Annotated in this window: 20 protein-coding genes; 10 read left to right on the top strand and 10 right to left on the bottom strand. The window is 60.0% G+C overall.

Translation table 11 applies throughout. The features are described from left to right. Positions 1-34: 34 nt before the first annotated feature. The 4 genes from metF to HCI85_RS06760 all read left to right on the top strand — a co-directional run bounded on the left by metF (position 35) and on the right by HCI85_RS06760 (position 5,347). On the top strand, positions 35-880 hold the full coding sequence (gene metF / locus HCI85_RS06745) for a methylenetetrahydrofolate reductase [NAD(P)H] (protein ID WP_090250053.1): 846 nt from the start codon (positions 35-37) through the stop codon (positions 878-880). A gap of 187 nt (positions 881-1,067) precedes the next feature. Then, positions 1,068-2,441 carry a nucleotide 5'-monophosphate nucleosidase PpnN gene (ppnN, locus tag HCI85_RS06750; protein WP_167143357.1) on the top strand — a complete coding sequence of 458 codons (1,374 nt, stop codon included), beginning with the start codon at positions 1,068-1,070 and terminating at the stop codon, positions 2,439-2,441. A 104-nt stretch (positions 2,442-2,545) separates the two neighbouring features. Next, positions 2,546-3,319, top strand: a complete 774-nt coding sequence (locus HCI85_RS06755; RefSeq protein ID WP_167143361.1) for a substrate-binding periplasmic protein — start codon at positions 2,546-2,548, stop codon at positions 3,317-3,319. Between the two features lie 153 nt (positions 3,320-3,472). Next, positions 3,473-5,347 (top strand): DEAD/DEAH box helicase, encoded by a 1,875-nt coding sequence (locus HCI85_RS06760; RefSeq protein ID WP_167143365.1) that lies wholly within the window; start codon positions 3,473-3,475, stop codon positions 5,345-5,347. 90 nt (positions 5,348-5,437) lie between these two features. On the opposite strand, the gene HCI85_RS06765 is transcribed toward HCI85_RS06760, so the two are convergent. Both HCI85_RS06765 and HCI85_RS06770 read right to left on the bottom strand, forming a co-directional pair. Next, positions 5,438-6,016 carry a YceI family protein gene (locus tag HCI85_RS06765; RefSeq protein ID WP_090250063.1) on the bottom strand — a complete coding sequence of 193 codons (579 nt, stop codon included), beginning with the start codon at positions 6,014-6,016 and terminating at the stop codon, positions 5,438-5,440. Between the two features lie 60 nt (positions 6,017-6,076). Next, positions 6,077-6,622, bottom strand: coding sequence for a cytochrome b (locus HCI85_RS06770; protein ID WP_167143368.1), 546 nt, complete (start codon positions 6,620-6,622; stop codon positions 6,077-6,079). A gap of 304 nt (positions 6,623-6,926) precedes the next feature. Between HCI85_RS06770 and HCI85_RS06775 the strand changes: the two genes are divergently transcribed. Then, on the top strand, positions 6,927-8,333 hold the full coding sequence (locus tag HCI85_RS06775) for an adenosylmethionine--8-amino-7-oxononanoate transaminase (protein ID WP_167143371.1): 1,407 nt from the start codon (positions 6,927-6,929) through the stop codon (positions 8,331-8,333). Positions 8,334-8,417: 84 nt separating this feature from the next. Further along, entirely contained in the window at positions 8,418-9,137 is a 720-nt protein-coding gene (locus HCI85_RS06780; protein WP_167143373.1) for a 16S rRNA (uracil(1498)-N(3))-methyltransferase, read from the top strand. A 57-nt stretch (positions 9,138-9,194) separates the two neighbouring features. Here the strand turns inward: HCI85_RS06780 and HCI85_RS06785 are convergent, their stop codons facing one another. The 8 genes from HCI85_RS06785 to pilG all read right to left on the bottom strand — a co-directional run bounded on the left by HCI85_RS06785 (position 9,195) and on the right by pilG (position 22,567). Further along, complete coding sequence (locus HCI85_RS06785) at positions 9,195-9,665, bottom strand: chemotaxis protein CheW (protein ID WP_167143376.1); 471 nt, start codon at positions 9,663-9,665, stop codon at positions 9,195-9,197. Between the two features lie 31 nt (positions 9,666-9,696). Continuing rightward, on the bottom strand, positions 9,697-10,716 hold the full coding sequence (locus HCI85_RS06790) for a chemotaxis protein CheB (RefSeq protein ID WP_090250076.1): 1,020 nt from the start codon (positions 10,714-10,716) through the stop codon (positions 9,697-9,699). Next, entirely contained in the window at positions 10,709-18,076 is a 7,368-nt protein-coding gene (locus tag HCI85_RS06795) for an Hpt domain-containing protein (protein ID WP_167144310.1), read from the bottom strand. The genes HCI85_RS06790 and HCI85_RS06795 overlap by 8 nt, the downstream gene beginning before the upstream one ends. Positions 18,077-18,109: 33 nt before the next feature. Continuing rightward, a complete protein-coding gene (locus HCI85_RS06800) occupies positions 18,110-18,967 on the bottom strand; it encodes a protein-glutamate O-methyltransferase (RefSeq protein ID WP_160090046.1) in 858 nt (285 codons plus the stop codon). 68 nt (positions 18,968-19,035) lie between these two features. Next, positions 19,036-21,081: a methyl-accepting chemotaxis protein gene (locus HCI85_RS06805; protein WP_160085787.1), complete on the bottom strand. Its 2,046-nt coding sequence runs from the start codon at positions 21,079-21,081 to the stop codon at positions 19,036-19,038. Positions 21,082-21,165: 84 nt separating this feature from the next. Continuing rightward, entirely contained in the window at positions 21,166-21,702 is a 537-nt protein-coding gene (locus tag HCI85_RS06810; protein ID WP_090250084.1) for a chemotaxis protein CheW, read from the bottom strand. Positions 21,703-21,746: 44 nt separating this feature from the next. Next, positions 21,747-22,112, bottom strand: coding sequence for a twitching motility response regulator PilH (gene pilH, locus HCI85_RS06815; protein WP_090250086.1), 366 nt, complete (start codon positions 22,110-22,112; stop codon positions 21,747-21,749). A 47-nt stretch (positions 22,113-22,159) separates the two neighbouring features. Continuing rightward, positions 22,160-22,567 (bottom strand): twitching motility response regulator PilG, encoded by a 408-nt coding sequence (pilG, locus tag HCI85_RS06820; RefSeq protein ID WP_069516374.1) that lies wholly within the window; start codon positions 22,565-22,567, stop codon positions 22,160-22,162. Between the two features lie 240 nt (positions 22,568-22,807). Here pilG and gshB point away from each other — a divergent pair, with 240 nt between their 5' ends. The 4 genes from gshB (at position 22,808) to ruvX (ending at position 25,809) form a co-directional block, all read left to right on the top strand. Next, entirely contained in the window at positions 22,808-23,770 is a 963-nt protein-coding gene (gene gshB, locus HCI85_RS06825) for a glutathione synthase (protein WP_090250089.1), read from the top strand. A 56-nt stretch (positions 23,771-23,826) separates the two neighbouring features. Then, positions 23,827-24,723 (top strand): energy transducer TonB, encoded by an 897-nt coding sequence (locus tag HCI85_RS06830; RefSeq protein ID WP_090250092.1) that lies wholly within the window; start codon positions 23,827-23,829, stop codon positions 24,721-24,723. Positions 24,724-24,796: 73 nt separating this feature from the next. After that, positions 24,797-25,366, top strand: coding sequence for a YqgE/AlgH family protein (locus tag HCI85_RS06835; protein ID WP_167143379.1), 570 nt, complete (start codon positions 24,797-24,799; stop codon positions 25,364-25,366). Beyond that, entirely contained in the window at positions 25,366-25,809 is a 444-nt protein-coding gene (ruvX, locus tag HCI85_RS06840) for a Holliday junction resolvase RuvX (protein WP_167143382.1), read from the top strand. Before HCI85_RS06835 ends, ruvX begins: the two co-directional genes overlap by 1 nt. Positions 25,810-25,831: the final 22 nt, after the last annotated feature.

Below are 25,831 nucleotides of genomic sequence, written 5' to 3' on the forward strand. Positions count from 1 at the left end.
CCCTCCACCTTTCGTCTCCAAGGCTAGACACCCTATGAGCCAAGAACGCCGTTACAGCTTCGAGTTCTTTCCCACCAAAACCGAAGCCGGGCACGAAAAACTGATGAATGTGGCGCGCCAGCTGGCGACCTACAAACCCGATTTCTTCTCCTGCACCTATGGTGCCGGTGGCTCCACCCGCGACCGTACGCTCAACACCGTGCTGCAACTCGACGGCGACGTGAAGGTGCCCACCGCACCGCACCTGTCCTGTGTGGGCGACAGTAAGGCCGAGCTGCGCGAGTTGCTGAACCTGTACAAGAGTTCCGGAATCAAACGCATTGTTGCGCTGCGTGGCGACCTGCCGTCGGGCATGGGCATGGCCAGCGGCGAACTGCGCTACGCCAACGACCTGGTCAGCTTTATTCGCGAAGAAACAGGTGATCACTTCCATATCGAAGTGGCCGCCTACCCGGAAATGCACCCGCAGGCACGCAATTTCGAGGACGACATCGCCAACTTCGTGCGTAAGGCCAAAGCCGGCGCAGACAGCGCGATTACCCAGTACTTCTTCAACGCCGACTGCTACTTCTACTTTGTCGACCGTGTGCGCAAGCTGGGTGTAGATATTCCAGTGGTACCGGGCATCATGCCGATCACCAACTACAGCAAGCTGGCGCGCTTCTCCGACGCCTGCGGTGCGGAAATCCCGCGCTGGGTGCGCAAACAACTGGAAGCCTACGGTGACGACACCGACAGCATCCAGGCGTATGGCGAGCAGGTCATCACTGAAATGTGTGAGCGCCTGCTGCAAGGCGGCGCCCCAGGCCTGCACTTCTACAGCATGAACCAGGCTGAACCGAGCCTGGCGATCTGGAACAACCTCAAGCTGCCACGCTGAGGGGCGATACCGCGTCCATGGCCACTGCACGCGCCATGGACGTTATCCCGCGACACACACCACAGTTTGGACTTCCCCCAAGTCGGCTGCCTCAGACATATCCTGCCGTGACTCATCACCCACACCGACTTGACCTCAAGGTCAACCCTGCATAGCTTGAAGCTCAAGACCTCCATGGAGTTGCTCAATGGTCAGCAGAAAAACCATCAATGCCTCAGTCACCCCCAAAGGCAGCCTGGAAACCCTCTCGCAGCGTGAAGTGCAACAACTGCGCGAAACCGGTTCCGGCAGCGTCTATGCGCTATTCCGCCAATGCGCCTTGGCCATCCTCAACACCGGATCGCACAGCGATAACGCCAAGACCATTCTGGAAGCCTATCCAGACTTCGAGATCAATATCCTGCAGCAAGACCGCGGCATCCGCCTGGAGCTGTTCAACGCTCCGGCTGACGCCTTTGTCGATGGCGAGATGATCGCCAGCACCCGCGAAATGCTGTTCAGCGCCCTACGCGACATCGTCTACACGCAGAGCGAGCTGGAAAATCAACGCATCGATTTTGGTAGCTCTCAGGGCATCACCGATTACGTCTTCCACCTGCTGCGCAACGCCCACACCCTTCGCGCCGGCGCCGAGCCAAAGATTGTGGTGTGCTGGGGCGGCCATTCGATCAGCACCGAAGAATACAAATACACCAAGAAAGTCGGCCACGAACTGGGCCTGCGCGGCCTGGACATTTGCACCGGTTGCGGCCCTGGCGTGATGAAGGGACCGATGAAAGGCGCGACCATCTCCCACGCCAAACAACGCAACGTGCATGGCCGTTACCTGGGCCTAACCGAACCCGGGATCATCGCCGCCGAAGCGCCCAACCCAATCGTTAACGAGCTGGTGATCCTGCCGGACATCGAGAAGCGCCTGGAGGCCTTCGTCCGCGTCGGACACGGCATCATCATCTTCCCCGGCGGCGCAGGCACAGCCGAGGAGCTGCTGTATTTCCTCGGCATCCTCATGCACCCAGATAACCAGAACATCCCCTTCCCGCTGATCATGACCGGGCCACGCAGCGCCGCCGCCTACCTCGAGCAGCTGCATGAGTTTATCGGCGCAACCCTGGGTGAAGCGGCGCAGCAGCGCTACAGCATCATCATCGACAACCCCGAGCAGGTCGCCCGGGAAATGGCCGAAGGGATCAAGGCCGTCAAACAGTTCCGCCGCGAACACAACGACGCCTTCCACTTCAACTGGCTGCTGAAGATCGATGAGAGCTTCCAGCACCCATTCGAGCCAACCCACGCCAACATGGCCAGCCTCAAACTGACTCGCGAGCAGCCGGTGCATGAACTGGCCGCCAACCTGCGCCGGGCGTTTTCCGGGATTGTCGCGGGTAATGTCAAGGACAAGGGCATTCGCCTGATCGAGCAGCATGGCCCTTATGAAATTCGCGGTGAACGCGAAATCATGCGCCAGCTCGACCAACTGCTGCAGGCCTTCGTGGATCAACACCGGATGAAACTGCCGGGCAACAGCGCCTATGTACCCTGCTATAAGTTGATCACCTGAGCGTACATGCACACATGTTTATAGGTCATGGGCGGCCGACACACGCAGATAGCAGCTACAGTGAGACAGGGTATCTGCAATGAAGTCTGCGAGGTCACCGCACCATGGTCAGGTTGTATGCACTGCTTTTCCTGCTGTCTTGCAGCGTCAACAGTTTCGCCCAGCCCCTGAAAGTCTGTACCAATGAATGGCCACCCTACACTCTCCTAGAAGACGGTCAGGTGCGCGGTATTGATGCTGATCTTCTGCACCTGGTACTGACAAACCTGAATATCAGTTACGACATTACGCTGGAGCCATGGCGGCGCTGCTTGCGCAAGATGAGCGATGGCAAACTGGATATTCTGCTCGATGCGTTCTACAGCGACGAACGCGCCAAAGGCATGATTTTCCCCAATGAAGCCATGGCCGACAGCGCAATGGTGCTGTTCCACGCACGAGCACGCCCTCACCTGATCAACTCGGTGGACGATCTTGCAGGCTTGCGGGTTGGCACAGAACCCGGCTACGCCTACAGCAACCAAGCCTTCGCGAAGGGCACTCACTTTGTGCGTGAGGACGCCCCAACGCTGGACGCCAATATTGGCAAACTCCTGCTGGGGCGCATTGATCTGGTGATAACTGACCGTGCCGTCGGCCTTTACACCGCCAAGACAATGGGCGCCGAGAATGCCATCGCCTACAGCCCGCAACCGCTGTACAGCGACAAGGTGTATGCCGCCTTCAGCAAACGGCCTGCCGTGGCAGCACTGGTGCCACGCTTCGAGAGCGAACTGCGACGCCTAAAAAGCAGCCCCGAGTACGCGGCAATACTGCGACGCTATCACCAAGAAGTACCGGCTCAGACCGCCGAGCAGACCGACGCTCGCGCTGACTAGCGGCTCTGTTATACTCGGGCCTTCCCGCCAGGCTTGCGCCCGGATGCTAGCCCCCAGAGGCCAGTAGTACCGGACGGGATTACGCCCCCCAAGCGTGATTCAAGCCAGGCAATACACCCCATAGGGCTGCGCCCTCACTAGACAGGATTACACATGTCCTTTGCCTCCCTCGGTCTCTCCGAGGCTTTAGTCCGTGCGGTCGAATCCGCCGGCTACACCCAACCCACTCCGGTGCAACAGCGGGCCATCCCCGCCGCGTTGCAAGGCCGCGACCTGATGGTTGCAGCCCAGACGGGTACAGGTAAAACAGGCGGTTTTGCCCTGCCGATCCTTGAGCGACTGTTCCCCAACGGTCACCCGGATCGCGAACAGCGTCACGGCCCAAAGCAGCCGCGCGTCCTGGTACTGACACCGACCCGCGAACTGGCCGCCCAGGTGCATGACAGCTTCAAGCTGTATGCCCGCGATTTGAAATTCGTCAGCGCCTGCATCTTTGGCGGCGTTGGTATGAACCCGCAGGTCCAGGCCTTGGCCAAAGGCGTCGACGTACTGGTGGCGTGCCCCGGCCGCCTGCTCGACCTGGCCAACCAGCGCGCCATCGACCTCTCGCACGTGGAAATCCTCGTCCTCGACGAAGCCGACCGCATGCTCGACATGGGCTTTATCCATGACGTGAAGAAGGTCCTCGCCAAGCTGCCGGCCAAGCGCCAGAACCTGCTGTTCTCGGCGACCTTCTCGAAAGACATCACTGATCTGGCCGGCAAGTTGCTGCACAACCCGGAGCGCATCGAGGTCACGCCGCCGAACACCACGGTCGAGCGCATCGAGCAGCGTGTATTCCGCGTTCAGGCCAGCCACAAGCGCGCCCTGCTCGCTCACCTGATCACCGCTGGCGCCTGGGAACAGGTACTGGTATTCACCCGCACCAAGCACGGCGCCAACCGCTTGGCCGAGTACCTGGATAAACACGGCCTGCCAGCTGTGGCGATCCACGGCAACAAGAGCCAGAACGCCCGCACCAAAGCCCTGGCTGACTTCAAGGCCGGCAAAGTACGCATTCTGGTAGCCACTGATATCGCCGCCCGCGGCCTGGATATCGATCAGCTGCCGCACGTGGTCAACTTCGAGCTGCCGAATATCGAAGAAGATTACGTGCACCGCATTGGCCGTACTGGCCGGGCTGGCCGCAGCGGTGAGGCGATTTCCCTGGTCGCACCGGATGAAGAGAAGCTGCTCAAGGGCATTGAGCGCATGACCAAGCAGAAGATCGGTGACGGCGATCTGCTGGGTTTTGATGCCAGCACCGTTGAGGCTGAGCGTCCGGAAGTGCGCGAGCCGCAGAAGCCACGTCAACCACGCGGCGCCAAGCCAGAAGGCGAGCGCCATGGCGGTGGCCGCAAGGACAAGGGTAAGGACAGCGGTCGCGACAACAACCGCAGCAAGCCACAGGGCGGCCGCAGCCAACAGCCGCGTGGCGCATCATCGAGCCGCGCCGCCGCACCAGCCGTACCCGCACTCCCTCCGGACCGTGCGCCGGACGAGTTCCGCGACGATGAAATCGATAATTTCGGCAACCGTGCCGACTATGTAAGCCCGAACCAGAACAAGCAGCAGAACCGTGGCCGTCGGCCCGGTGCGCCTGCAGCGCCAAGTGGCCCAAGCGCCAGCAATGGCGTTGGTCTGGGCGCTCGCCCGGCCAAACCACCGCGTAGCAATGGCGGTGGTGCCAATGCTGGCGGTCAAGGCCGTCGTCAGGGCACAGGCTCTGGTGGCCAAGGCGGTCAGGGCCGTAATGGTTCCGGCCGTGCACGTCCGCCGCGTGACACCCGCACCACATCGCTGAACCGCGATGAGCTGCCACGCCAGGAAGCGGCGGTGAAAAGCCCACGCGACAAGCAACCAGTGATCGTGCACAAGGGCTCACGCCTGGACCGCTTCCCGACACCGGAGCAGCTTGACGAACTGGCGAGCGCACGTCCGCGTGGCGAAAAGCCGGCCCTGCTGACACGCAACCGCGAAGAGTCATAGTCCGCCAGCCGCACACAAAAACGCCGCCCAATGGGCGGCGTTTTTGTTGGCAGGTCTAATCTCAGGCGGGTTATGCCCCGCCTGACAGGCTTACTTGCGCACGCCTTCTACAGAGATGATCAGTTCAACGTCCTGAGACGCCGGGCCGAGGTCTTTCTGGATATCGAAGTCTTTCAGCTTCAGTTTGGTGCTGCCTTCGAAGCCAGCACGGTAGCCACCCCATGGGTCCTTGCCTTCGCCGATAAACTTGGCGGCAATCACCACCGGTTTGGTCACGCCGTTGAGGGTGAGGTCGCCAGTAATGTCGGCAGTGCCTTCACCGGTGGATTTGACCGAGGTTGACGCGAAGGTCGCCGTTGGGTGCTTGCTGACGTTGAGGAAGTCACCGCTGCGAATGTGCTTGTCGCGCTCAGCGTGGTTGGTGTCGACGCTGGTGGTGTTCAGGGTGACATTGACCTTGCTGTCCTGCGGCTTGGCAGCGTCAAAGCTGAAGCTACCGTCGAAGTCTTTGAACGTGCCGTACAGCCAGCTGTAACCCAAGTGGCTGATCTTGAAATTGACGAAAGCGTGCTGGCCTTGCTTGTCGATGGCGTAATCGGCCGCCATCGCCTGACCAGCGCCGATCAATGCGCCACCCAGTGCCAGGGCTACGAGGGTTTTCTTCAACATGGGTATGCTCCTTGTGAGTGTGAGATGGGGCCAGTCCAGCCCCGGAAACAGCAAACGCAACTAGCGACCGAACATCCGCGTGAGCGTACGGTCACGATCAATAAAGTGGTGTTTCAACGCTGCAAGTGCATGAATGCCGGCAAAAATCACCAGCGTCCACGCCAGATACTCATGCACCAGCCCGGCGACATCTTCCTGATCAGGAATGCTGGTCAAACTGGCTGGCACTTCAAACAGACCGAATACCGGAATGCCACGACCGTCTGCCGTGGAAATCAGGTAGCCGGAAATCATCAGCACAAACAGCCCCAGATAGAGAAAGCTGTGGCCCAGCTTGCTGGCCATACGCGTCATCCGCCCATGGTTAGGCAGACTCGCCGGGGGCGGACTGAACCAGCGCCACAGCACCCGCCCCAGCATCACGGCAAACAGCACCAGGCCGATGCTCTTGTGCAGATCCGGAGCCGTCTGACGCCAGCTGCTGTAGTAATCCAGCCCGACCATCCAGTAACCCAGGCCAAACAGACCGAAGACCACCACGGCGACCAGCCAGTGCATAAAGATGCTGACCAGCCCGTAGTAAGAAGAACTATTGCGCCATTGCATTACACACTTTCCGGAGAGAAGGACTAGAACCGCGAGTGGAGCAAGACTAGCAACAAACCTATCGACTAAAAGCGGAATTTTTCGCTTTGAAATATCGGGAAATACGATGCGTAGCCCTAATGCTTTAACTCAGCACGATTAGTCTAGCGGCACACTGCAAAGTTCAGCGCAAGGGCTACAGAAGGCAGAATAGAGCGGACCAGCGGGCGACCAGAGTCATCGTTTAGGGTTGTGCTGCCCATCCACTGCAATGCTTCTGATAGGCTGGGGGCAGATGAGTGTGAGCCGAGGAAGAAGTAAAGCGATGAGCCTGAATGACCAGTGGATGCAGCGTGACCTGAAGGTGCTCTGGCACCCTTGCACGCAAATGAAGGACCACGAACAGCTGCCGCTGATACCGATCAAACGTGGGGAAGGCGTGTGGCTCGAGGACTTCGATGGCAAGCGCTACCTCGACGCGGTCAGCTCCTGGTGGGTCAACGTGTTTGGCCACGCCAACCCGCGGATCAATCAGCGCATCAAAGATCAGGTCGATCAGCTGGAGCATGTGATTCTCGCCGGCTTCAGCCATCAGCCGGTGATCGAATTGTCCGAGCGCTTGGTCAAGATGACACCTGCCGGCCTGGACCGAGTGTTCTACGCCGACAACGGCTCATCCTGCATCGAAGTCGCGCTGAAAATGAGCTTTCACTACTGGCTCAACGTCGGCAAACCGGCGAAGAAGCGCTTCGTTACCCTCTCCAACAGCTACCACGGCGAAACCATCGCGGCCATGTCCGTGGGCGATGTCGCGCTGTTTACCGACACCTACAAGGCGCTGCTACTCGACACCATCAAGGTGCCCAGTCCGGATTGCTATCACCGCCCCGACGGCATGAGTTGGGAAGAACATTCGAGCAATATGTTCCTGGCCATGGAACAAACCCTGGCCGAGAACCACGGTACCGTCGCTGCGGTAATCGTCGAGCCCCTGATCCAGGGCGCTGGCGGCATGCGCATGTATCACCCGATCTACCTCAAGCTGCTGCGCGAGGCCTGCGACCGCTATGGCGTGCACCTGATTCATGACGAGATCGCCGTTGGCTTCGGCCGCACCGGGACGATGTTCGCCTGCGAACAGGCCGGCATCCGCCCGGACTTCCTCTGCCTCTCGAAAGCCCTAACCGGCGGTTATCTGCCGCTGGCCGCCTGCCTGACCACCAACGAGGTGTATCAGGCGTTCTACGACGACTACTCGACCCTGCGCGCCTTCCTCCACTCACACAGCTACACCGGCAACCCGCTGGCCTGCGCGGCGGCCCTGGCAACCCTAGATATCTTCGAGCAGGACAATGTGATCGAGGCCAACAAGGCCCTGGCCGCTCGGATGGCCAGCGCCACCGCACACCTGGCCGATCACCCGCATGTCGCCGAAGTGCGCCAGACTGGCATGGCCCTGGCCATCGAGATGGTGCAGGACAAAGCCAGCAAAACCGCCTACCCCTGGCAGGAACGTCGCGGCCTCAAGGTGTTCCAGCACGCGTTGGAGCGCGGCGCGCTGCTAAGGCCACTGGGCAGCGTGGTGTATTTCCTGCCGCCTTACGTGATCACCCCGGAGCAGATCGACTTTCTCGCCGAGGTGGCCAGCGAAGGCATCGATATCGCCACCCGTACCTCGGTCAGCGTGGCGCAAGGTAATGCCAACTACCCCGGCTTTCGCGATCCGGGCTAAGGCATTCACCCTCAGCCGGCTGTATGCGGCACGCCTGAGGCGTTAAGCTTGCCGCCTCAACTGTGCCGCTGCAGCGATCAATCCATGCGCCTTTCTCGTTTCTTTATCGACGCCCCCCTCTTCATCGGCCAACACGAGCTGCCCGAAGCCCAGGCCCACTATATCGGCCGCGTGCTGCGCCATACCGTGGGCGATGCGGTGCAATTGTTCGATGGCAGCGGCCAGGAATACCGGGGCGAGCTGATCGAGGTGGGCAAGAAAAGCGTGCGCGTCGAGTTGCGCGAAGCCTTTGCCGGCCAGGCAGAATCACCGCTGCATATTCATCTGGGCCAAGGTCTGTCGCGCGGCGAACGAATGGATTGGGCGATTCAAAAGGCCACCGAACTGGGCGCCAATGAAATCAGCCTGATCGTCAGCGAGCGCTGCGAAGTGCGCCTCAAGGATGAACGCGCCGACAAGCGCATGGCGCACTGGCGCCAAGTGGCGATCAGCGCCTGCGAGCAATGCGGTCGCTCGGTGTTGCCGATCATTCATCCGCCGATCAGCCTGAATGACTGGCTGGGGCAGGTAACCGCCGAACTCAAGTTGGTGCTGCACCCGGTCGCTGAGCCTTGGGCCAGCCATCCGCAGCCTCAGTCGCTGGCCTTTCTGATTGGCCCGGAAGGCGGTCTGAACGACAGCGAAGTTGCCTTGGCCAAGACCCAGGGCTTCCACGCCGCCCGCCTCGGCCCGCGCGTGCTACGCACGGAGACTGCGCCGGTGGTGGCGTTAAGCGTGGCGCAGCAGTTGTGGGGCGATTTCTAAGCGCTACATAACATCATAAAAAAGCCCGCTAACGCGGGCTTTTTTGTTTACCGTCAATCAGATCAACCCGGCATCCGCCAGCTTCTGTTCCAGCCCAATCAGGTCCGGAATCTTCAGCACGGCTTCGCCAAATTGAACCGCATCCAGCTCCAGCGGCGACAGGGCGACATCGGCGCGCACCAGATCGGCACCGACCTTGATCGAGCGCGGAATACCCTGCACCAGCACAGCAATAAACTTGACGTTCGGCCGTCCACCCAAAGCGTTGATCACCGCTACGCGCGAGCCGGGGCTGACGCTGACCTGGCCATCCGATGCCGCTTCGAACGACAACAGCGGCAGGCGTAGATCACGCCAGGCAATCTGCCCGAGGAACCAGCCGGGCATGCCTTCACTGGTCTGTGGCGCGCGATAAGGGATCAACTCGGCCACTGCCACGTTAGGCAGCAGCAGAGTACGGTCAGTCAGCGGCATCAACAGGCCGGTCAGGCTGTTGGCGCTGTTCTGCGTGGCGACGGCTTGGCTCATGAAAATTTCCTGTACAGGGCATAGCCCCAGATTAACGGCACTGCTCGGCCAGGTGATTGACCAGAGCTTCGGCCAGCTCACGCGGATCACCGCTGTGGCTGCTGTAGCCGGCTTCACGCAGGCTGTCCGGCATGCTTGGGCAGGCGCAGCTGTCTGCACGCTGGGTCCAGATCAAGCCACCCTGACGGCGCACATAAGCCGCCGCAGCACTGCCGTCACTGCCCATGCCACTGAACGCAATGACGCCACTCATGGCGCCGAAATGCTGGGCCAGGTTAAGCATCATCTGGTCGATGGACGGGCTATAGGGTTCCGGCCAGCCACGCTCAGATATCTGCATCAGGGCATCATCACTGAAGCCCAGTTCGTGGCTGATCGGTACCACCACCACTTCACCGCAACGCACCGCGTCGCCATGTCGAGCCGGGTTCACATGCCACTGGCTGTGGCGCCCCACGGCTTGCGGCAGCGTGCTCTCGAAACTGGCATCAATATGCTGAGCGTACACAAAGCCCACCGGCAACCCGCCGGGCAAGGCATCGAGAAAGGCTTTTACCGCCGCAGGACCACCCAAAGAGGCAGCCAGCAACCACACTTGACGCGCCGGCTCGCCGGCCACCAGCGGGGTATCGGCCAGTGCAGCCGGCAGATCCAGGCGTGATGGACGCTGCGCTTCAGCCAACAGGGCTTCCAGGCTTGGGCCGACGGCCTGAGACGGATCGCCCACCAGCTTCTTCAATTTGCCGAACAGGCGGCGTTCCCAGCGCGGGTAATTTTCCGAATGACGCTCGGGTGCGTGGCCTTCGCCAAACAGCACCGGAGCCGAGGCGCTTTCCATCAGGCTGTCGACCAGCGGCAAATCTTCCGACTGCGCCAGGTCAACCAGCCACAGGTCAGTTTCGCAGGCGTTCAGGGTTTCCTGATCAAGACGCGCCGGGTCGCTGTTCATCACCACCTGGTAGCCGCTGCCGGTCAACGCTTGCTGCAGCACGTGGCGCTGCAGCGAGGTATCGGCAATCACCGCAATGCGGGCTGCAGTTTTCTCAGTCATTGCGGTTTACCGGGTGGCGACCCACCAGTTGCTGAATGGTTTCAAGCAACAAGGACTCCTGGTAAGGCTTACCAAGGTACTCGTTGACGCCGATGCTCATGGCCCGCTCACGGTGTTTTTCACCGGTACGCGAGGTGATCATAATGATCGGCAAGTCTTTCAAGCCATCATCGTGGCGCACCAGGGTGGCCACTTCGAAGCCGTCCATGCGGGGCATTTCGATGTCGAGCAGCATGATGTCGGGCTTGCGCTCCTGCAGCTGCGAAATGGCATCGACACCGTCCTTGGCGGTCAGTACGTTCATGCCGTTACGCTCAAGCAGGCGGCTGGTAACTTTACGCACCGTGACCGAATCGTCGACCACCATGACCAGCGTCGGCCGATCCGCTTCGATCTCCGCTGCCGTCGCTGACTGCCTGAGCTGGCGTGGCTGCAGTTGAGTGAGCAAATGCGCATGCAGCACGCGGATAGTCGCCAACAGGTCGAGAATCACTACCACGCGACCGTCACCAAGGATGGTCGCACCGGAAATCCCGTGTACGCCAGCAAACTGCGGACCGAGGCTCTTAACCACGATCTCGCGCGAACCAGCCAGGGAGTCAACCTGCACGGCAACGGCATGCTCCTTGGAGCGCACCAGAATCACCGGCAGCGGCAGGCTCTGACCCACCAGTTTGGGCTGCTGACCGTTGTTAAGCAGGTCGCCCAGGTAGCGCAGCTCATAGCTCTGGCCGGCGTACTCGAAGCGCGGTGCATCGGGCGCGTAGTAGGCTTCCAGCTCGTACGGCGAGACCCGCACGATACCTTCGATGGTGTTCAGCGGAATGGCGTAGAGGTCTTCACCCGACAACACCATCAACGCACGGTTGACCGACACGGTGAACGGCAACCGAATGGTGAACGTGGTACCCGTGCCTGGGATCGACTCGATGCTCATCGAGCCACCGAGCTGCTTGACCTCGGAGTGGACCACGTCCATGCCCACACCACGACCGGAAATCTGCGTGACCTTCTCGGCGGTAGAGAAACCGGCCTCAAGGATAAACTGCAGCACTTCGTAGTCGGTCAGGTCGGCGTCGGCGTCCATCAAGCCGCGCTCGATGGCTTTGCGCCTGACCGCTTCTAGACGAATGCCACCGCCGTCATCGGCCAGGGTCAGGACGATATCGCCACCCTCACGGCCCAGCGCCAAGCGGATAGTGCCCTGCTCCGGCTTACCGGCTGCTCGACGCACGTCAGCCGCTTCAATGCCATGGTCAACCGCGTTTCGCAGCATGTGTTCCAGCGGTGCGACGATACGCTCGAGTACGGTACGGTCCATCTCACCATCGGCATTGCCAACGATAAACTCGACCTGCTTGCCCAACTCACCGGAAATCTGCCGCACGATACGGCGCAGGCGCGGCACCAGACGGTCGAACGGCACCATGCGCGTACGCATCAGGCCTTCCTGCAGCTCGGAATTGACCCGCGCTTGTTGCAGCAGCAGGGTTTCCGCATCGCGGTTACGCGCTGCCAGGGTTTCTTTCAGGTCAAGCAAGTCGGAAGCGGACTCAAACAGTGCGCGCGACAGCTGCTGCAGCTGAGAGTGGCGGTCCATTTCCAGTGGGTCGAAATCCTCATAGCCCATACGCTCGGCTTCAGCCTCAATACGGCTGAGGATCTGCGCCTGGGTTTCGGTATCGAGGCGGCGCAACTGGTCACGTACGCGGTCGATGGTGGCTTCCATCTCACTCAGGGTGAAACCAAAGTCGCTGACCTGCTGCTCAACACGGCCACGGAAAATCGAGGTTTCACCGGCCAGGTTAACCAGACCTTCAAGCAGTTCGGCCGGCACTTTGACCAGTTCCTGCGGGGCGCGACGGGAAGCGGCTTCCTGAGCGGCCTCTTCAGCGCGGCGCACGAACGGTAGCACCTTGGCCACCAGTTCCTGCGCGGGCATGGCACTGGCCGCAACAATAGGAGCGCTCAATTCCGGCATACGCGCCGCTTGCTCGACCACGGGCTCAGGCGCTTGCTGGCTCGCCGTATCGACCACCAGGCTGTCATTCAGGCGCTGACGCAGCGCATCGAGCTCCTGCTGCAAACCTTCGAAGCCCGACTGCACATCAACAAACAGACTCTGCGGCCACGGCGCGCCCTGGGCTTGCGCTTCGGTCAGGTGTTGCTCAAGGCTGTGAGTGAGGTCGCCCAGGCGCTTCTGTCCAGCCAGGCGTGCACCACCTTTGAGGGTGTGCAGGATGCGCAGCATATCGTCGATGGCGGCGCCGTCTTCACGGTCAGCCTCCCAACGGCCGATGGCAACTTCCATGGCTTCCAACAGGTCGTCACCTTCCTCAAGGAAGATGTCGAGGATGTCCGATTCGGCATCGTCATCCTCTTCGGCCTCAGCGGCCTTAAGGGCCACCGCGGACGGCATGCTGAGCTGTTCATCCGGATTGCTGCGGAAACGCTTGATGGTTTCGATCAGCGCCTCGCCACTTGGTACACCGCGCTTGCCGCGTACGGCTTCAAGCATCTCAGCCAGGCTGTCGTGACAGGCCTGAAGCAGCGTGAACAGGTCCTGGCTGGCGCGCAAACGCCCTTGGCCAAGGCCTTCGTAGAGGAATTCCAGCTCGTGGGCCAGATCACCGATTTCACGGATTTCAGCCATGCGTGCACCACCCTTGAGGGTGTGCAAGTCACGCTGCAGCGACTCCAGTTCCAGGCTGTTGTTGACGTCGCCCATCCAGCGTTGCAACGCCGCACCGGCGCTGTCGATGATGTCGAAACCTTCTTCGAGGAAGATTTCCACCAGTTCAGGATCACGCTCGTCATCCAATACAGCAGGCGCAGCAATAGCAACCGGTGCTGGCTCTAGCTCGGGAGCAGTGTCGAGAAGCTCGGCAGACTCGACTTCGCTTTCAACAGCAGAGTCGACCCATGGCAGCTCACCGAGCTCTACGGCGGGCAATTCGAACGCGTTGATCTCCGACGTTCCGGTGTCCTGCGGCTCGCTATCCGTAGGCTCCTGCGGGGCATCAGCGAGGATACCGAAGTCGATCTCTTCTTCAATCTCAGGCAGCTCAGCAGGCTCAGGCTCTGCCAGATCAAACGACTCGATCATTGGCAGGGCTTCGGCTTCGGCTTCGGCTTCGGCTTCGGCTTCGGCAACAGGCTCAGAGGTAACAGGAGGCACTGGCAAGCTTTGCCCGCCACTCTGGCGGAAGCTGCGAATGGCTTCGATCAGCTCCAGCGGTGACGGCATGGCGACGCGCGCTTGCAGCTGCTCCAGCAGCTGTGCCAGGGAGTCATGGCTCTGCTGCAGCAGGTTCGCCAGTGGTTGCGAGAAGCTGTAGCGGCGATCAACCAGACCTTCGTACAAGGATTCGAGTTCATGGGCGAGATCGCCAATCGGGCGAATCTCGGCCATGCGTGCACCACCCTTGAGGGTGTGCAGGTCTCGTTGCAGCGAGGATAGTGCCGCCTTGTTGTCCGTATCGGCCAACCAGCGCTCCAGCGCTTGACCGGCGCTCTCGAGGATATCGACTGCTTCTTCAAGGAAGATCGACACCATTTCCTCGTCGAGCGACTCGTACAGCGAAGCGACTGGTGCGTCGGCCAACGGCTCACTGGCGTCCTCGGTAACAGGTGCCGCCAGTTCTTCAACGTCCGGCAGATCAAGCTCAAGCGGCTCGGCCAATTCGTCCGGCGCGTCCTGACTGAGTGCTTCCAGCGTAGCCGTGGCGTCGGCAAGCTCGACGATCTCGATACCGGCGTCACCATTGTTGGACAGCAGTGCCAGGGTATTAGGGTCCAGCGCCTCCAACAGCAGGTTGCGCAGGGCCATTACGCGCTCGGGAGCACCGCTGACCTGCAGGCCGGCGGCCACCTGATCCATCATGCCAATCAGCGCTTCGTGGGCTTGTTCGGCTTCGCTAAAGAAGCGCTCGCTAACCGCCAGACGACCCTCCTCGACCGCACCATAGAGGTCGAGCAAGGCTTCGCAGAGCTCATCAATCTGCGGCAAATCGGCCATCTCGGCGCCGCGTCCCAGGGTGGTCAGTTCGTCCAGCAGGGAGGTCAACTCCTGACGCTCGGACGGGTGCTCGCGCCATTTGCGCAGCAAGTCTTCAGCATCCAGCAGGATGTCCATGCCTTCGGCGAGGAAGATGCTGATCATCTGCGGGTCGCGTTTCACGCCTTGATCGGTCTGCCGGCTATTTTCGGCGTGCTCGAGACGGTCACTGTGCAGCTTTTGTACGCGCTCAAGGAACTCGGCTGCACCCGGCAAAACGGCCAGCGGCTGACTTTCCAGCTGCTCAAGACCCAGGCGGAAGAGTTTCTCGGCGCTGCTCAGCAGCTCCGCTTCGGCCAGGTCCATTGGGATCAAGTTGGTTTTGAATTCTTTGACCAGTTTTTCCAGCGGCGAAGCAATCTCGGCCACCGGTTGAATACCGGCCATCGAAGCACTGCCCTTGAGGGTGTGCAGAGCACGCTGCAGGTCATCAGTGACCGGCTGCGGCAGTTCCTGAGCACAGTCAGCCAAGAATCCGACCAGTGTATCGAGGTGCATTTCCGCTTCGTTACGGAAAATCTCCAGCAACTGCGGATCGAGCCCGTCTTCATCCTCAATAATTTCGCTGGTAGCTACTGGGCCGCCTTCGGGCTCTGCTACCAGCTCAACCGGGGCTTGAGGTTTTGGGAGACTTCGGCCTTTGGCAAGGGCATGTGCCGTTGCAGCCAGGTGGTCAACATCGTCACGCTGACGTTGCGCTTTATTGGCAAATTCATCGACCAGAGACGGCATCAGCGCGACCACGTCGGCGATGACCTGCTGCACCTCGGCACCCGGCTGAATGCTGCGATCAAGCACACGGTTGAGCAGGTTCTCAATCGCCCAACCCAACTCACCAATAACCAGGGCGCGGACCATACGGCCACTGCCTTTGAGGGTGTGGAACGCACGACGGATCTCGGTCAGGGCGTCCTTGTTTTCAGTGTCAGCACACCACTGCGGGAAGAACTCGCTAATGGTCTCCAGCACTTCACCGACTTCTTCGATAAAGACTTCCAGCAATTCTTCATCAATTGGCTCTTCATCAGCCGGTGGCGGCAGCAGGCTTGGCGGCACATCATGAGCCGGCGGATTAATCGCCTGCACTGGAGCAGCCATCACATCAGCCATCGACAGCGCTTTTTCAGCCACAACAGGTTCTGGTTCTTCACTCACCAGAGCGCTGGGCAGCTCAACCTCAGGCAACTCGAGGGCAGCCAGTTCAGCTTCATTCCAGTTGGCCGGGCTGTCGCTTTCGTCCAGCTCAAAACTGCCGAGTTGCAGCTCTTCACCGGCGAACGGCTGCTCCGGCTGAGACTCAGCCAGCGGGAGGGGGTCGGCATCGGGTAGGTCGATACTGAAATCAATCAGTTCAAGCTCAGCACTCGGCGCTTCAGACGCCCATTTGGCATCGCTGGATGACGCGTCAATCGCCGTCGAATCCAGACCAGCAAACTCTGCACTGAAGTCGTCGGCCAGGTCCAAGCTCAACGGTTCTTCTGCAACCGGTTCTAAGGTGAGCTCAACTTCCAAAGGCGCCTCAGGCTCGGCGCTGAGCACCTCCATATCGTCCAACGGATCAGCCAATGGCGCGAAGGACTCTACCGGCGGCTCGACTCGATCGAGAATCGACGGCTTTTCTTTCAGCGGGTAGCCCAGGCTTTCCAGGCTTTCCTCGGCCACATCAAGAATCAGATCGCCCTGGGTCGCATGGTCTTCTGCCAGACGCTCAAGGTAGTACTCAACGCTGGTGATGGCGTCCGCCAGGGTGTCGAGGTTCTGCCAGTTGGGTACGGCCTTGCGTGCCAGCAGCTGTTCCTGAATATAGCGATTGCAGGCATTCAGCAGGTCGGCGGCACGCTGCAGCGGAATCATCGCCAGGCCACCACGCACCTGAGTCAGCAACTCAGGCACGCGGGCCAGGTGTTCGTGATTCCACTGTGAGGCGATAAATTCGATGATCGCGTCTTTGGCCTGCTCCAGGCCATTGCGCGCTTCCTTGATCACCAGTTGGTGAATCTGCGCCACGTCGGTGGTTGGCAGATGGCTTTCTTCGCGGCCGCTATCCTGCGACGGACCGACCATACCGGCCAAGGTGGCTTCGACATAGAGCAGCGCCCCAGCCACATCCATCAATACGGCATCGCTCGGCTCGCCTTGCCCCTTGGCAAGGCCACTGACAACATCAAGCTGATCGGCAATAACTTTGCGCGGCTGCCCAAAACCCAACACTGCGAGGGTATCGGCAATTTGCTTGAGTGGTGCTGCAAGGGCATCCAGGTCGGTGACCTGAGTGCGGTCGCTGCGCACAAATAGATCGAGACTATCCTTGACCCGCACCAGCTCTTCACACAATGCAGCCACCACCGAACGCATCGCATCGCGATCCGGACCGGCTAGGCGGGCACGCTCTTCATCGACAACATCGTTGTCCGGCAGCGCATCGTCGAGGCGGTATTGCTCTTTGAGGGTGCGCACGCGCGGCGACTGCGCCGACGACTTGGCCACATAGAACAGCAGGTTCTTGCTCAGTTCGTCGGGAGCGGCCTGGTTAAGACCATCGGCGCCCTGCTCGAGCAGACGTTTGAGTTCCTTATCAACCTGACGCAACAAGGTGCGAATCGAGGTGCCGTTGGCCACGCTGCCGTTGGCCAGACCTTCAACAACGCCCGATGCAATCTGCCATAACGGGCCGAGCGGCGAGTCCTTGCAGAGGTTTTCCAGGCGCGCGAACACCCGTGCCATGTAGCCCAGATTGGTCGGCAGGTCCTGGTTGCGGATTACCCCAACCAGAGCCATTTGCAGCATTTGCCGCAGCTTGCGCAGCAACACCGGCAGTTCGGCGGTACGAAGCTGGTCGATGGTTTCATGGGGCAGCGCGGGTGTACGGCCGGACATATCCGGGGCGAACAGGCTGGTTTCCGAGAGTAGTTTTTCCCCACGCGCAGCGCGCAGGTCGTTGAGCAGTGGCAACACGACCATCGGCAGGTCGCGGCGAGCAGTCTGGATACGATCAAGGTACACCGGCAGCTGCAGAATCGACTGCATCAGCACTTCCAGGGCTTCACCCTGGTTGGTCACCCGGCCATCGATCAAAGCACCGGCCAGCTGTTCCATTTCCTCAGCCAGTAGCGCCGCGCCGAAAAACTCGACCATTTGCAAGGTGCCGAGCACCTGATGCACATAGGTCTGGCAGAAACGCATGCGCGTGGCGTCCTGGGGGTTCTCGACGAACGCCTCCAGCGCCTGACGCGCCTGCTTCAGGGTTTCCGCGATCTCGCCCTTAACCCATTCCAGGGCGACATAATCGTGCCGATCACCCATAGCCACTCCACTCATAAACTTGGCTCTTCTGCCTTATCCCTTGCGGGTAAACGCCAGCACTCGCTCGTCGGCTACCGGGATCAACTCCGGATGCTGCCAACCTGCTACTTCGCCCACTCCCACCACCAGCAACCCCCCGGGCACCAGGCGCTCGGCCAGGCGGTTGAGGATCTCGCGGCGGCGCCAGCGACGAAAATAGATCAACAAGTTCTGACAAAAAATAACGTCCATTCCGGACATCGGTGCCTTGGCCAGCTCCAGCACATTGAGCCGGGCGCAACACACGCGCGCGGCCAAATTCGGCACTACTTTGAAACGTCCATCGTCCTGGGCCAGAAAATAGCGCTGGCACAGATCGGCATCCAACTGCTCCAGACGGCGCGCACCATATTGACCATCGCGCGCCTTGCTCAGGGCATTCAGGCTGATGTCAGTACCTGTTACCCCGAAATGATCCGGGTGTTCACTTTCACGCAACACTTCAGCCGCACTGATGGCCAGCGAGTAAGGCTCTTCGCCGCTGGCACAGCCAACACTCCAAAGTTCCCATGGCTGCGTCACGCCCTGCTGCAAACGCTCACGCAAATAGCTTTCGAGCACTTCAAAGGAAGGACGATGACGAAAGAAACGGGTTTCCTGCACAGTCAGCCGATCCAGCAGGGTCGACCATTCCACCGCACCGCGAGGACCATCAGTGACTTGCCGGTAATACGTGGCGTAGTCCATAACGCCCAGCTCGCGCATACGCGCACTCAGATTGGTCTGCAAAAACGCCCGCCGCCGTTCATTGAGAACGACCCCGGTACGCTCCTCAAGCAGCGTCTGCCAGTCACGAAACTCCGTGGCTGTCATGTCTGCCAGAGGCTGCAAGGCCCAGACGCCTGACTGCATGTCGTGCCCCTCGCTCACGGCCATAGTCCTTGTGCGACAGGCCTTTCAGCCTGCCGCGCAGCACCTGATTACGCCTGCTCCCCACCCGGCAAGGTAAAGCCGGATACCGACTTACGCATCTCACTGGCCATCTTGGCCAGGTTACCAATGCTCTTGGCAGTGGCAGTGGTACCGGAGGAGGTTTGCGAGGTGATTTCCTGAATCACGTTCATCGTATTGGAAATGTGGCCAGCCGACGATGCTTGCTGGCGAGCAGCGTTGGAGATGTTCTGAATCAAGGCCGCGAGGGTCTTAGAAACCTTCTCGATCTCTTCCAGTGCAACCCCGGCGTCCTGCGCCAGACGAGCACCGCGCACCACTTCAGAAGTCGTTTGCTCCATCGAGATAACGGCTTCGTTGGTGTCGGTCTGAATCGTCTTAACCAGCGCTTCGATCTGCTTGGTTGCCGCAGAGGAACGTTCTGCGAGGCGTTGTACTTCGTCCGCTACCACGGCGAAGCCTCGACCCGCGTCACCCGCCATGGATGCCTGGATCGCGGCGTTCAGTGCGAGGATGTTGGTCTGGTCAGCAATGTCGTTAATCAGGCTAACGATGTCACCGATCTCCTGGGACGATTCACCGAGGCGTTTAATACGCTTGGAGGTGTCCTGGATCTGCTCACGGATGTTATCCATGCCGGTGATGGTGTTGTGCACCACTTCGTTGCCCTTGTTGGCGATGGCTACGGAACGCTCTGCTACCGCGGAGGATTCCGAGGCGTTTGCCGATACCTGGTCAATCGACACGGCCATTTCGTTGATCGCCGCAGAGGCACCAGCAATTTCCTGTGCTTGGTGCTCGGAAGCCTCGGCCAGGTGCATCGCCGTGGCCTGGGTTTCCTGGGCTGCACCGGCTACCTGAACGGCGGTCAGGTTGATCGTGGCTACCAGGTCGCGCAGCTGGTCGATGGAGTAGTTGATGGAGTCAGCGATGGCACCGGTGAAGTCTTCGGTTACCGTCGCGGCTACTGTCAGGTCACCGTCTGCGAGGTCAGCAATTTCGTCGAGCAGTCGCAGAATCGCTGCCTGGTTCCGTTCGTTCTTCTCAGCGGTGGACGCCAGACGACGGTTGGTTTCCCGCACCATCACCAGGCCAATCAGGATAATCGAACCGAGCGCCAAAGCACCCAGCACGTAACCAATCAGGGTGTTGATGGCACGACCTGTAGCCAGGTCATCAAAACCGACGGCCAGGTCGGAAGCTTTGTCCAACAGGGTCTGAGAGACAGTGAAAATCACGTTCGCCGACTCGCGCACCTGGAACAGTTCAGGCGAGGTTTCGAGAATCTCGTCTACAGAACCCGATACAAACTCGAACAGCTCGGAAATTTCCGCCAGACGTTCGAGGGCTTCCTCGTCGCTTACCTGGGTAATTTCCATGGCGGCGTTGCCTTCAAGCATGGCCGCCAATACACGGCCGAACAGGCTGGCATCACGGCCAAACATGTCAGCGGCCTGAACCGAGTCCTGGTCACCGGCAAGTACCTTGTTTACCGAACCCAAGATACGTTCTGCCAGCAAGGATTGGCGCTGAGCAACCGAAACCTGAGCGGCTGGCGCACCGCTTTCCAGCAGGATATCGACGACTTCTTCGTACTCGACCTGCAGCTGCGGAATGGTTTCCGCCAGGGTGGCAGCTACCTGGTGCAGCGACAGTACGGTCTGTTCGTTGGCCAGAATGGCGTCGGTGTTCTGCCGCAGCGTATCCCAGTCCTGCTGCACAACAGCAATCTGAGGCTGCAGGGATTCTGGCGCTGCAGGCAGGCCGGTTTCCTCGTTACCGTCGGTCAGATAACCCCAGCGAGTCTGGAAGTCGTTACGCGCATCACGCAGCAAGGCAAACGCTTCGGCCGTACCAGCCGCCGCTTCCGTGGAGTTTTTTGCGATACGCTGGGACAGCACGCGTAGCTCACCGGCGTGACCGATGTACTCCGTGTCGTAGTTGGATTGAGTGTTGATGTAGGCGAAGTTGGCGAACAACAGCACGATCGAAACGATCAGGACAATAAACAGCCCTGCGATCAATGTGCTACTGCGCGCACCTGCTAACAAATTACCTGCATTTAGTTTTTTCATTTACTGGCCCCCGCCTGGACCGACCGCACTACGGTTCCCATGTAACGCCAAAAGGCCGGCAACGCCGACCCCACCGATAAACTGTTAATACGCCACGTCGAGAAAACCCGGGTTTTGGGCCAGCGCGTGTGGGCTGAACACCAACCAAGGCTGTTCACGTTGAAAGACTCCGTGGATAAAGGGTGCTATGGACGCCTCGAGCGGCGGCAGCTGCTCAGAGAAGGTATCCACAGGAAAATGCTGCATGCCAAACACTTCATCGACCGTCAGGCCAGCAAAGACTTCCTGGTGATCAACCACCAGCACGCGACGCTTCTTGCGCAGTGGTGACAACTCATTGCCGAAGAAACCACACAGATCCATCACTGGCAGCAAGCGACCACGCACGTTGGCCACGCCCTTGACCCAGCTTTTTACGCCAGGCAGCAAGGTATGCCGCGGCTCATGCAAAACCTCACCCACTTCGCCCATGGGCGCGACAAAAAAACGCTCGCCCATACGGAAGCCAATACCGCTCCATGTCTGCACGACCGCTTGCTGCGAAGGCAAGCCAGCAGCGAGCGAACGACAGAGCCTGTCGATATCCTGAAGAGTTTGAAACGGGGTTTGCGCGTCCGACATGCCAGCTGCGGCCTTATTCTTTTTTAATTGCGGACTGATCGGGTTTAGCCGGCCAATACCGCATTCAAGGTTTTAACCAGAGTGTCTTCATCAACTGGCTTGGTCAGGTAATCCTTCGCACCCTGGCGCTTACCCCAGACCTTGTCGGTTTCCTGATCCTTGGTGGTCACGATGATTACCGGGATGTGGCTAGTGTCCGCATCCTTGGTCAGCTGGCGAGTCGCCTGAAAGCCATTCAGGCCAGGCATGACGATGTCCATCAGCACGGCATCAGGCTTTTCCTGACGCGCCAGGGCAACGCCGTCCGCACCATTTTCCGCTTTCAGTACCTGATGGCCGTGCTTTTCCAGCATAGCGGTCAGTTTGTACATCTCAGTCGGCGAGTCATCAACAATCAGAATTCGAGCCATGGTGTTTCCCAATACTTTAAAAAGGCGTACGACTGTTTAGCCGGACGTCAGGAGGCTTGCTCCACCGGTACAAAGTCCGGCACATGAGCTTTGATCGCACCGAGCAACTCTTCTTTGCTGAAAGGTTTGGTCAGATACTGATCAGAGCCGACAATGCGCCCCTTGGCTTTATCGAACAAACCGTCTTTGGAAGACAGCATGATCACCGGGGTGGATTTGAAAGCGCTGTTGTTCTTGATCAAGGCACAGGTCTGATAGCCATCGAGCCGCGGCATCATAATGTCGACAAAAATGATGTTCGGATGGGTATCGGCGATCTTTGCCAAAGCATCGAAGCCGTCAACTGCGGTAATTACATCGCAGCCCACCTTTTTCAGCAGGGTTTCCGCGGTACGACGAATCGTTTTCGAATCGTCGATCACCATTACCCTCAAACCCTCGGAATGCTGTTCCATGTTTGCCCTACCATCGCCTCGGTGAGTCGTTATTTTTGCGTTATATCAGTGCGCCTGAGGCCCTGTCACCGACGGGCTACAACCCAATCGTCGGGCCTTTTTAGCACACTCTCCTGATGCAATCTATAAGCCGCACGGGGCCAAGGTTTTTCCTTGACCACCCGACTTGTCAGCGCCACCCTGACGCCACATCACGTCTTAGCACACTTTAATCGCTGCCATTTTACGGAGAACACCGCCATGAGCGTCCGCCTCGGCATTGTCATGGACCCCATCGCCCAGATCGCCTTCAAGAAGGACAGCTCGCTGGCCATGTTGCTGGCCGCCCAAGCGCGCGGCTGGACCCTCTTTTATATGGAACAGAAAGACCTCTACCAAGCCAAAGGCCAAGCACGCGCTCGCCTGTCAGAGCTTAGCGTATTCAACGACCCCCAGCGTTGGTTCGAACTCGGCGCCGAGCAGGACATCGCCCTGAGTGACTTGGACGTGATCCTGATGCGTAAGGATCCGCCCTTCGACAATGAGTTCGTCTACTCCACCTACCTGCTGGAGCAAGCCGAGGACGCAGGGGTTCTAGTCGTCAACCGTCCGCAAAGCCTGCGCGACTGCAATGAAAAGTACTTTGCCACCCAGTTCAGCCAATACACGCCGCCGACCGTGGTCAGCCGCAGGGCCGACATTCTGCGCGAGTTTGCCAAAGAGCAGCGTGACATCATTCTCAAACCCCTCGATGGTATGGGTGGATCGATGATATTTCGTCATCGCGAAGGTGATCCCAACCTGTCCGTGATTCTCGAGACGCTGACCAACCACGGCCAGCAGCAGATCATGGCCCAGGGTTACCTGCCGGCAATCAAGGACGGTGACAAGCGCATCCTGATGATTGATGGTGAGCCTGTGCCATATTGCCTGGCGCGGATTCCTGCCGCGGGAGAGACGCGCGGCAACCTCGCCGCCGGCGGACGCGGTGAAGCCAGACCGCTGACCGAACGCGACCGTGAAATCGCCGCTGCCGTCGGCCCGACCCTGCGCGAGAAAGGCCTGCTGTTTGTCGGCCTGGACGTAATCGGCGAGCACCTGACCGAGATCAACGTAACCAGTCCGACCTGCATCCGTGAGATCGACGCCGCCTTCGATACCCGCATCGGCGAGCAGCTGATGGACAAGATTGCCGAGAAGCTCAATGCGCGCAGTGCTTCATAGACTTTTCCATGCGCCCTCGGCAGACTGCGCGGCAACCTGAGCAGACCCGAAACGCGATGAACGCAGCAGCCCAACTCCCTGAACTTTCCAGCGCCGGCGTACAGCCGGCGGACCGCCTGGGCTTTACTCTGTTCCTCGCTGCCGTGTTGCATGCCGCGCTGATCCTCGGCCTGGGCTTTACCCTGGCCGAACCGAGCCAGATCAGCAAAACCTTGGAAATCACCCTGTCCACCTTCAAGAGCGAAGAAAAGCCCAAAGAGGCCGACTTCCTCGCCCAGGACAACCAGCAAGGCAGCGGCACTCTGGAACACAAGGCAGCACCAAAGACCACCGAACAGGCGCTATTTCAGGACAGCGAAGTCAAACGCATCACCCCGCCCGCTGCACCTCAGCAACCAGCAGTGCGCCAGGAAGCACCCAAGGCCGCCGTTGCCACGCGCACCCCGCAACAACAGAAAACCCCGGTCAAACGCGAAGAAGCCAAGCCCACTCCGCAAGCCCGGCCAGCGCCGGTGTTCGACAGCGCGCAACTGTCTTCGGAAATCGCCAGCCTGGAAGCCGAACTGGCCCAGGAAGTCCAGCAATACGCCAAGCGCCCGAAGATCCATCGCCTGAATGCCGCCTCGACCATGCGCGACAAAGGTGCCTGGTATAAAGATGAGTGGCGCAAAAAGGTCGAGCGGGTCGGCAACCTCAACTACCCGGATGAAGCGCGCCGCCAGGGCATCTACGGCAGCCTGCGCCTGCTGGTGTCGATCAACCGTGACGGCACCCTGTACGAAGTGCAGGTACTGGAATCCTCCGGCCAGCGCACGCTCGACCAGGCCGCTCTACGCATCGTCCGCCTGGCCGCACCGTTCGCGCCGTTTACCGGCGACCTGGCCGATGTCGACCGCCTGGAAATCATCCGCACCTGGCGTTTCGAGCGCGGCGACCGCCTGTCGAGCAACTGATCAGGCAGACTTTTACCGGTCGCAACAAGCGCAGCGCTTGAAGCCAATGGCCTGAAGCCTGAAACTAACGCCCATGAAAGACGCCAGCCCTAGCTACCTCAAGCATCACTTCCTGATCGCCATGCCGCACATGGCCGATCCGCATTTCGCGCAGACCGTCACCTACCTGATCGACCACAACGAATTCGGCGCCATGGGCCTGGTGATCAACAAGCCCAACGGCCTCAACCTGGCTGACGTACTCGAGCAACTGCGTCCGGATGAAGAGCCGCCAGTGCTGTGCCAGAGCCTGCCGATCTTTACCGGCGGTCCGGTGCAGACTGACCGCGGCTTTGTCCTACACCCCAGCGGCCCGCAGTTTCAGGCCACCCTGGAGTTGGGCGAGCTGGGCCTGTCGACCTCGCAAGACGTGCTGTTCGCCATCGCCGACGGTACTGGCCCGGAGAAATACCTGATCACCCTCGGCTATGCCGGCTGGGAAGCTGGACAGCTGGAAGCCGAGCTGGCCGACAACGCCTGGCTGAACTGCCCGGCTGACAACAGCATTCTGTTCGAACTGCCCTTTGACCAACGCTTGAACGCCGCGGCTGCGCGCCTGGGTGTCAACCTCAGTTTGCTCACCTCACAAGCCGGGCACGCCTGATGGCCGAGGCGAACGCAAAACCGCTACGCCTGCTGCTGGGCTTCGATTACGGCAGCAAACAGATCGGCGTTGCGGTCGGCCAGGTGATCACCGGCCAGGCCCGCGAGCTGTGCATCCTCAAGGCGCAGAACGGTGTGCCGGACTGGCAGAAAGTTGAAACGCTGATCAAGGAATGGCAGCCGGACGCCATCGTCGTTGGCCTGCCACTGAACATGGACGGCACGAAAAGCGAAATGAGCGACCGTGCCGAGAAATTCGCCCGCCGCCTTAACGGCCGCTTCAATCTGCCCGTGCACACCCACGACGAACGCCTGACCACCTACGAGGCCAAGGGCCAGCGCCTGCAGCAGGGACAGAACAGCGGTTACCGCGAACGCCCGGTCGATGCCCTGGCCGCCGCCCTGCTGCTGCAAGGCTGGCTCGAAGAAAATTGCCTGGGCTGACGCCTACTAAGATTGCATCTGG

This window comes from Pseudomonas sp. OTU750018, assembly GCF_011636575.1.
Lineage (GTDB): Bacteria > Pseudomonadota > Gammaproteobacteria > Pseudomonadales > Pseudomonadaceae > Aquipseudomonas > Aquipseudomonas peli.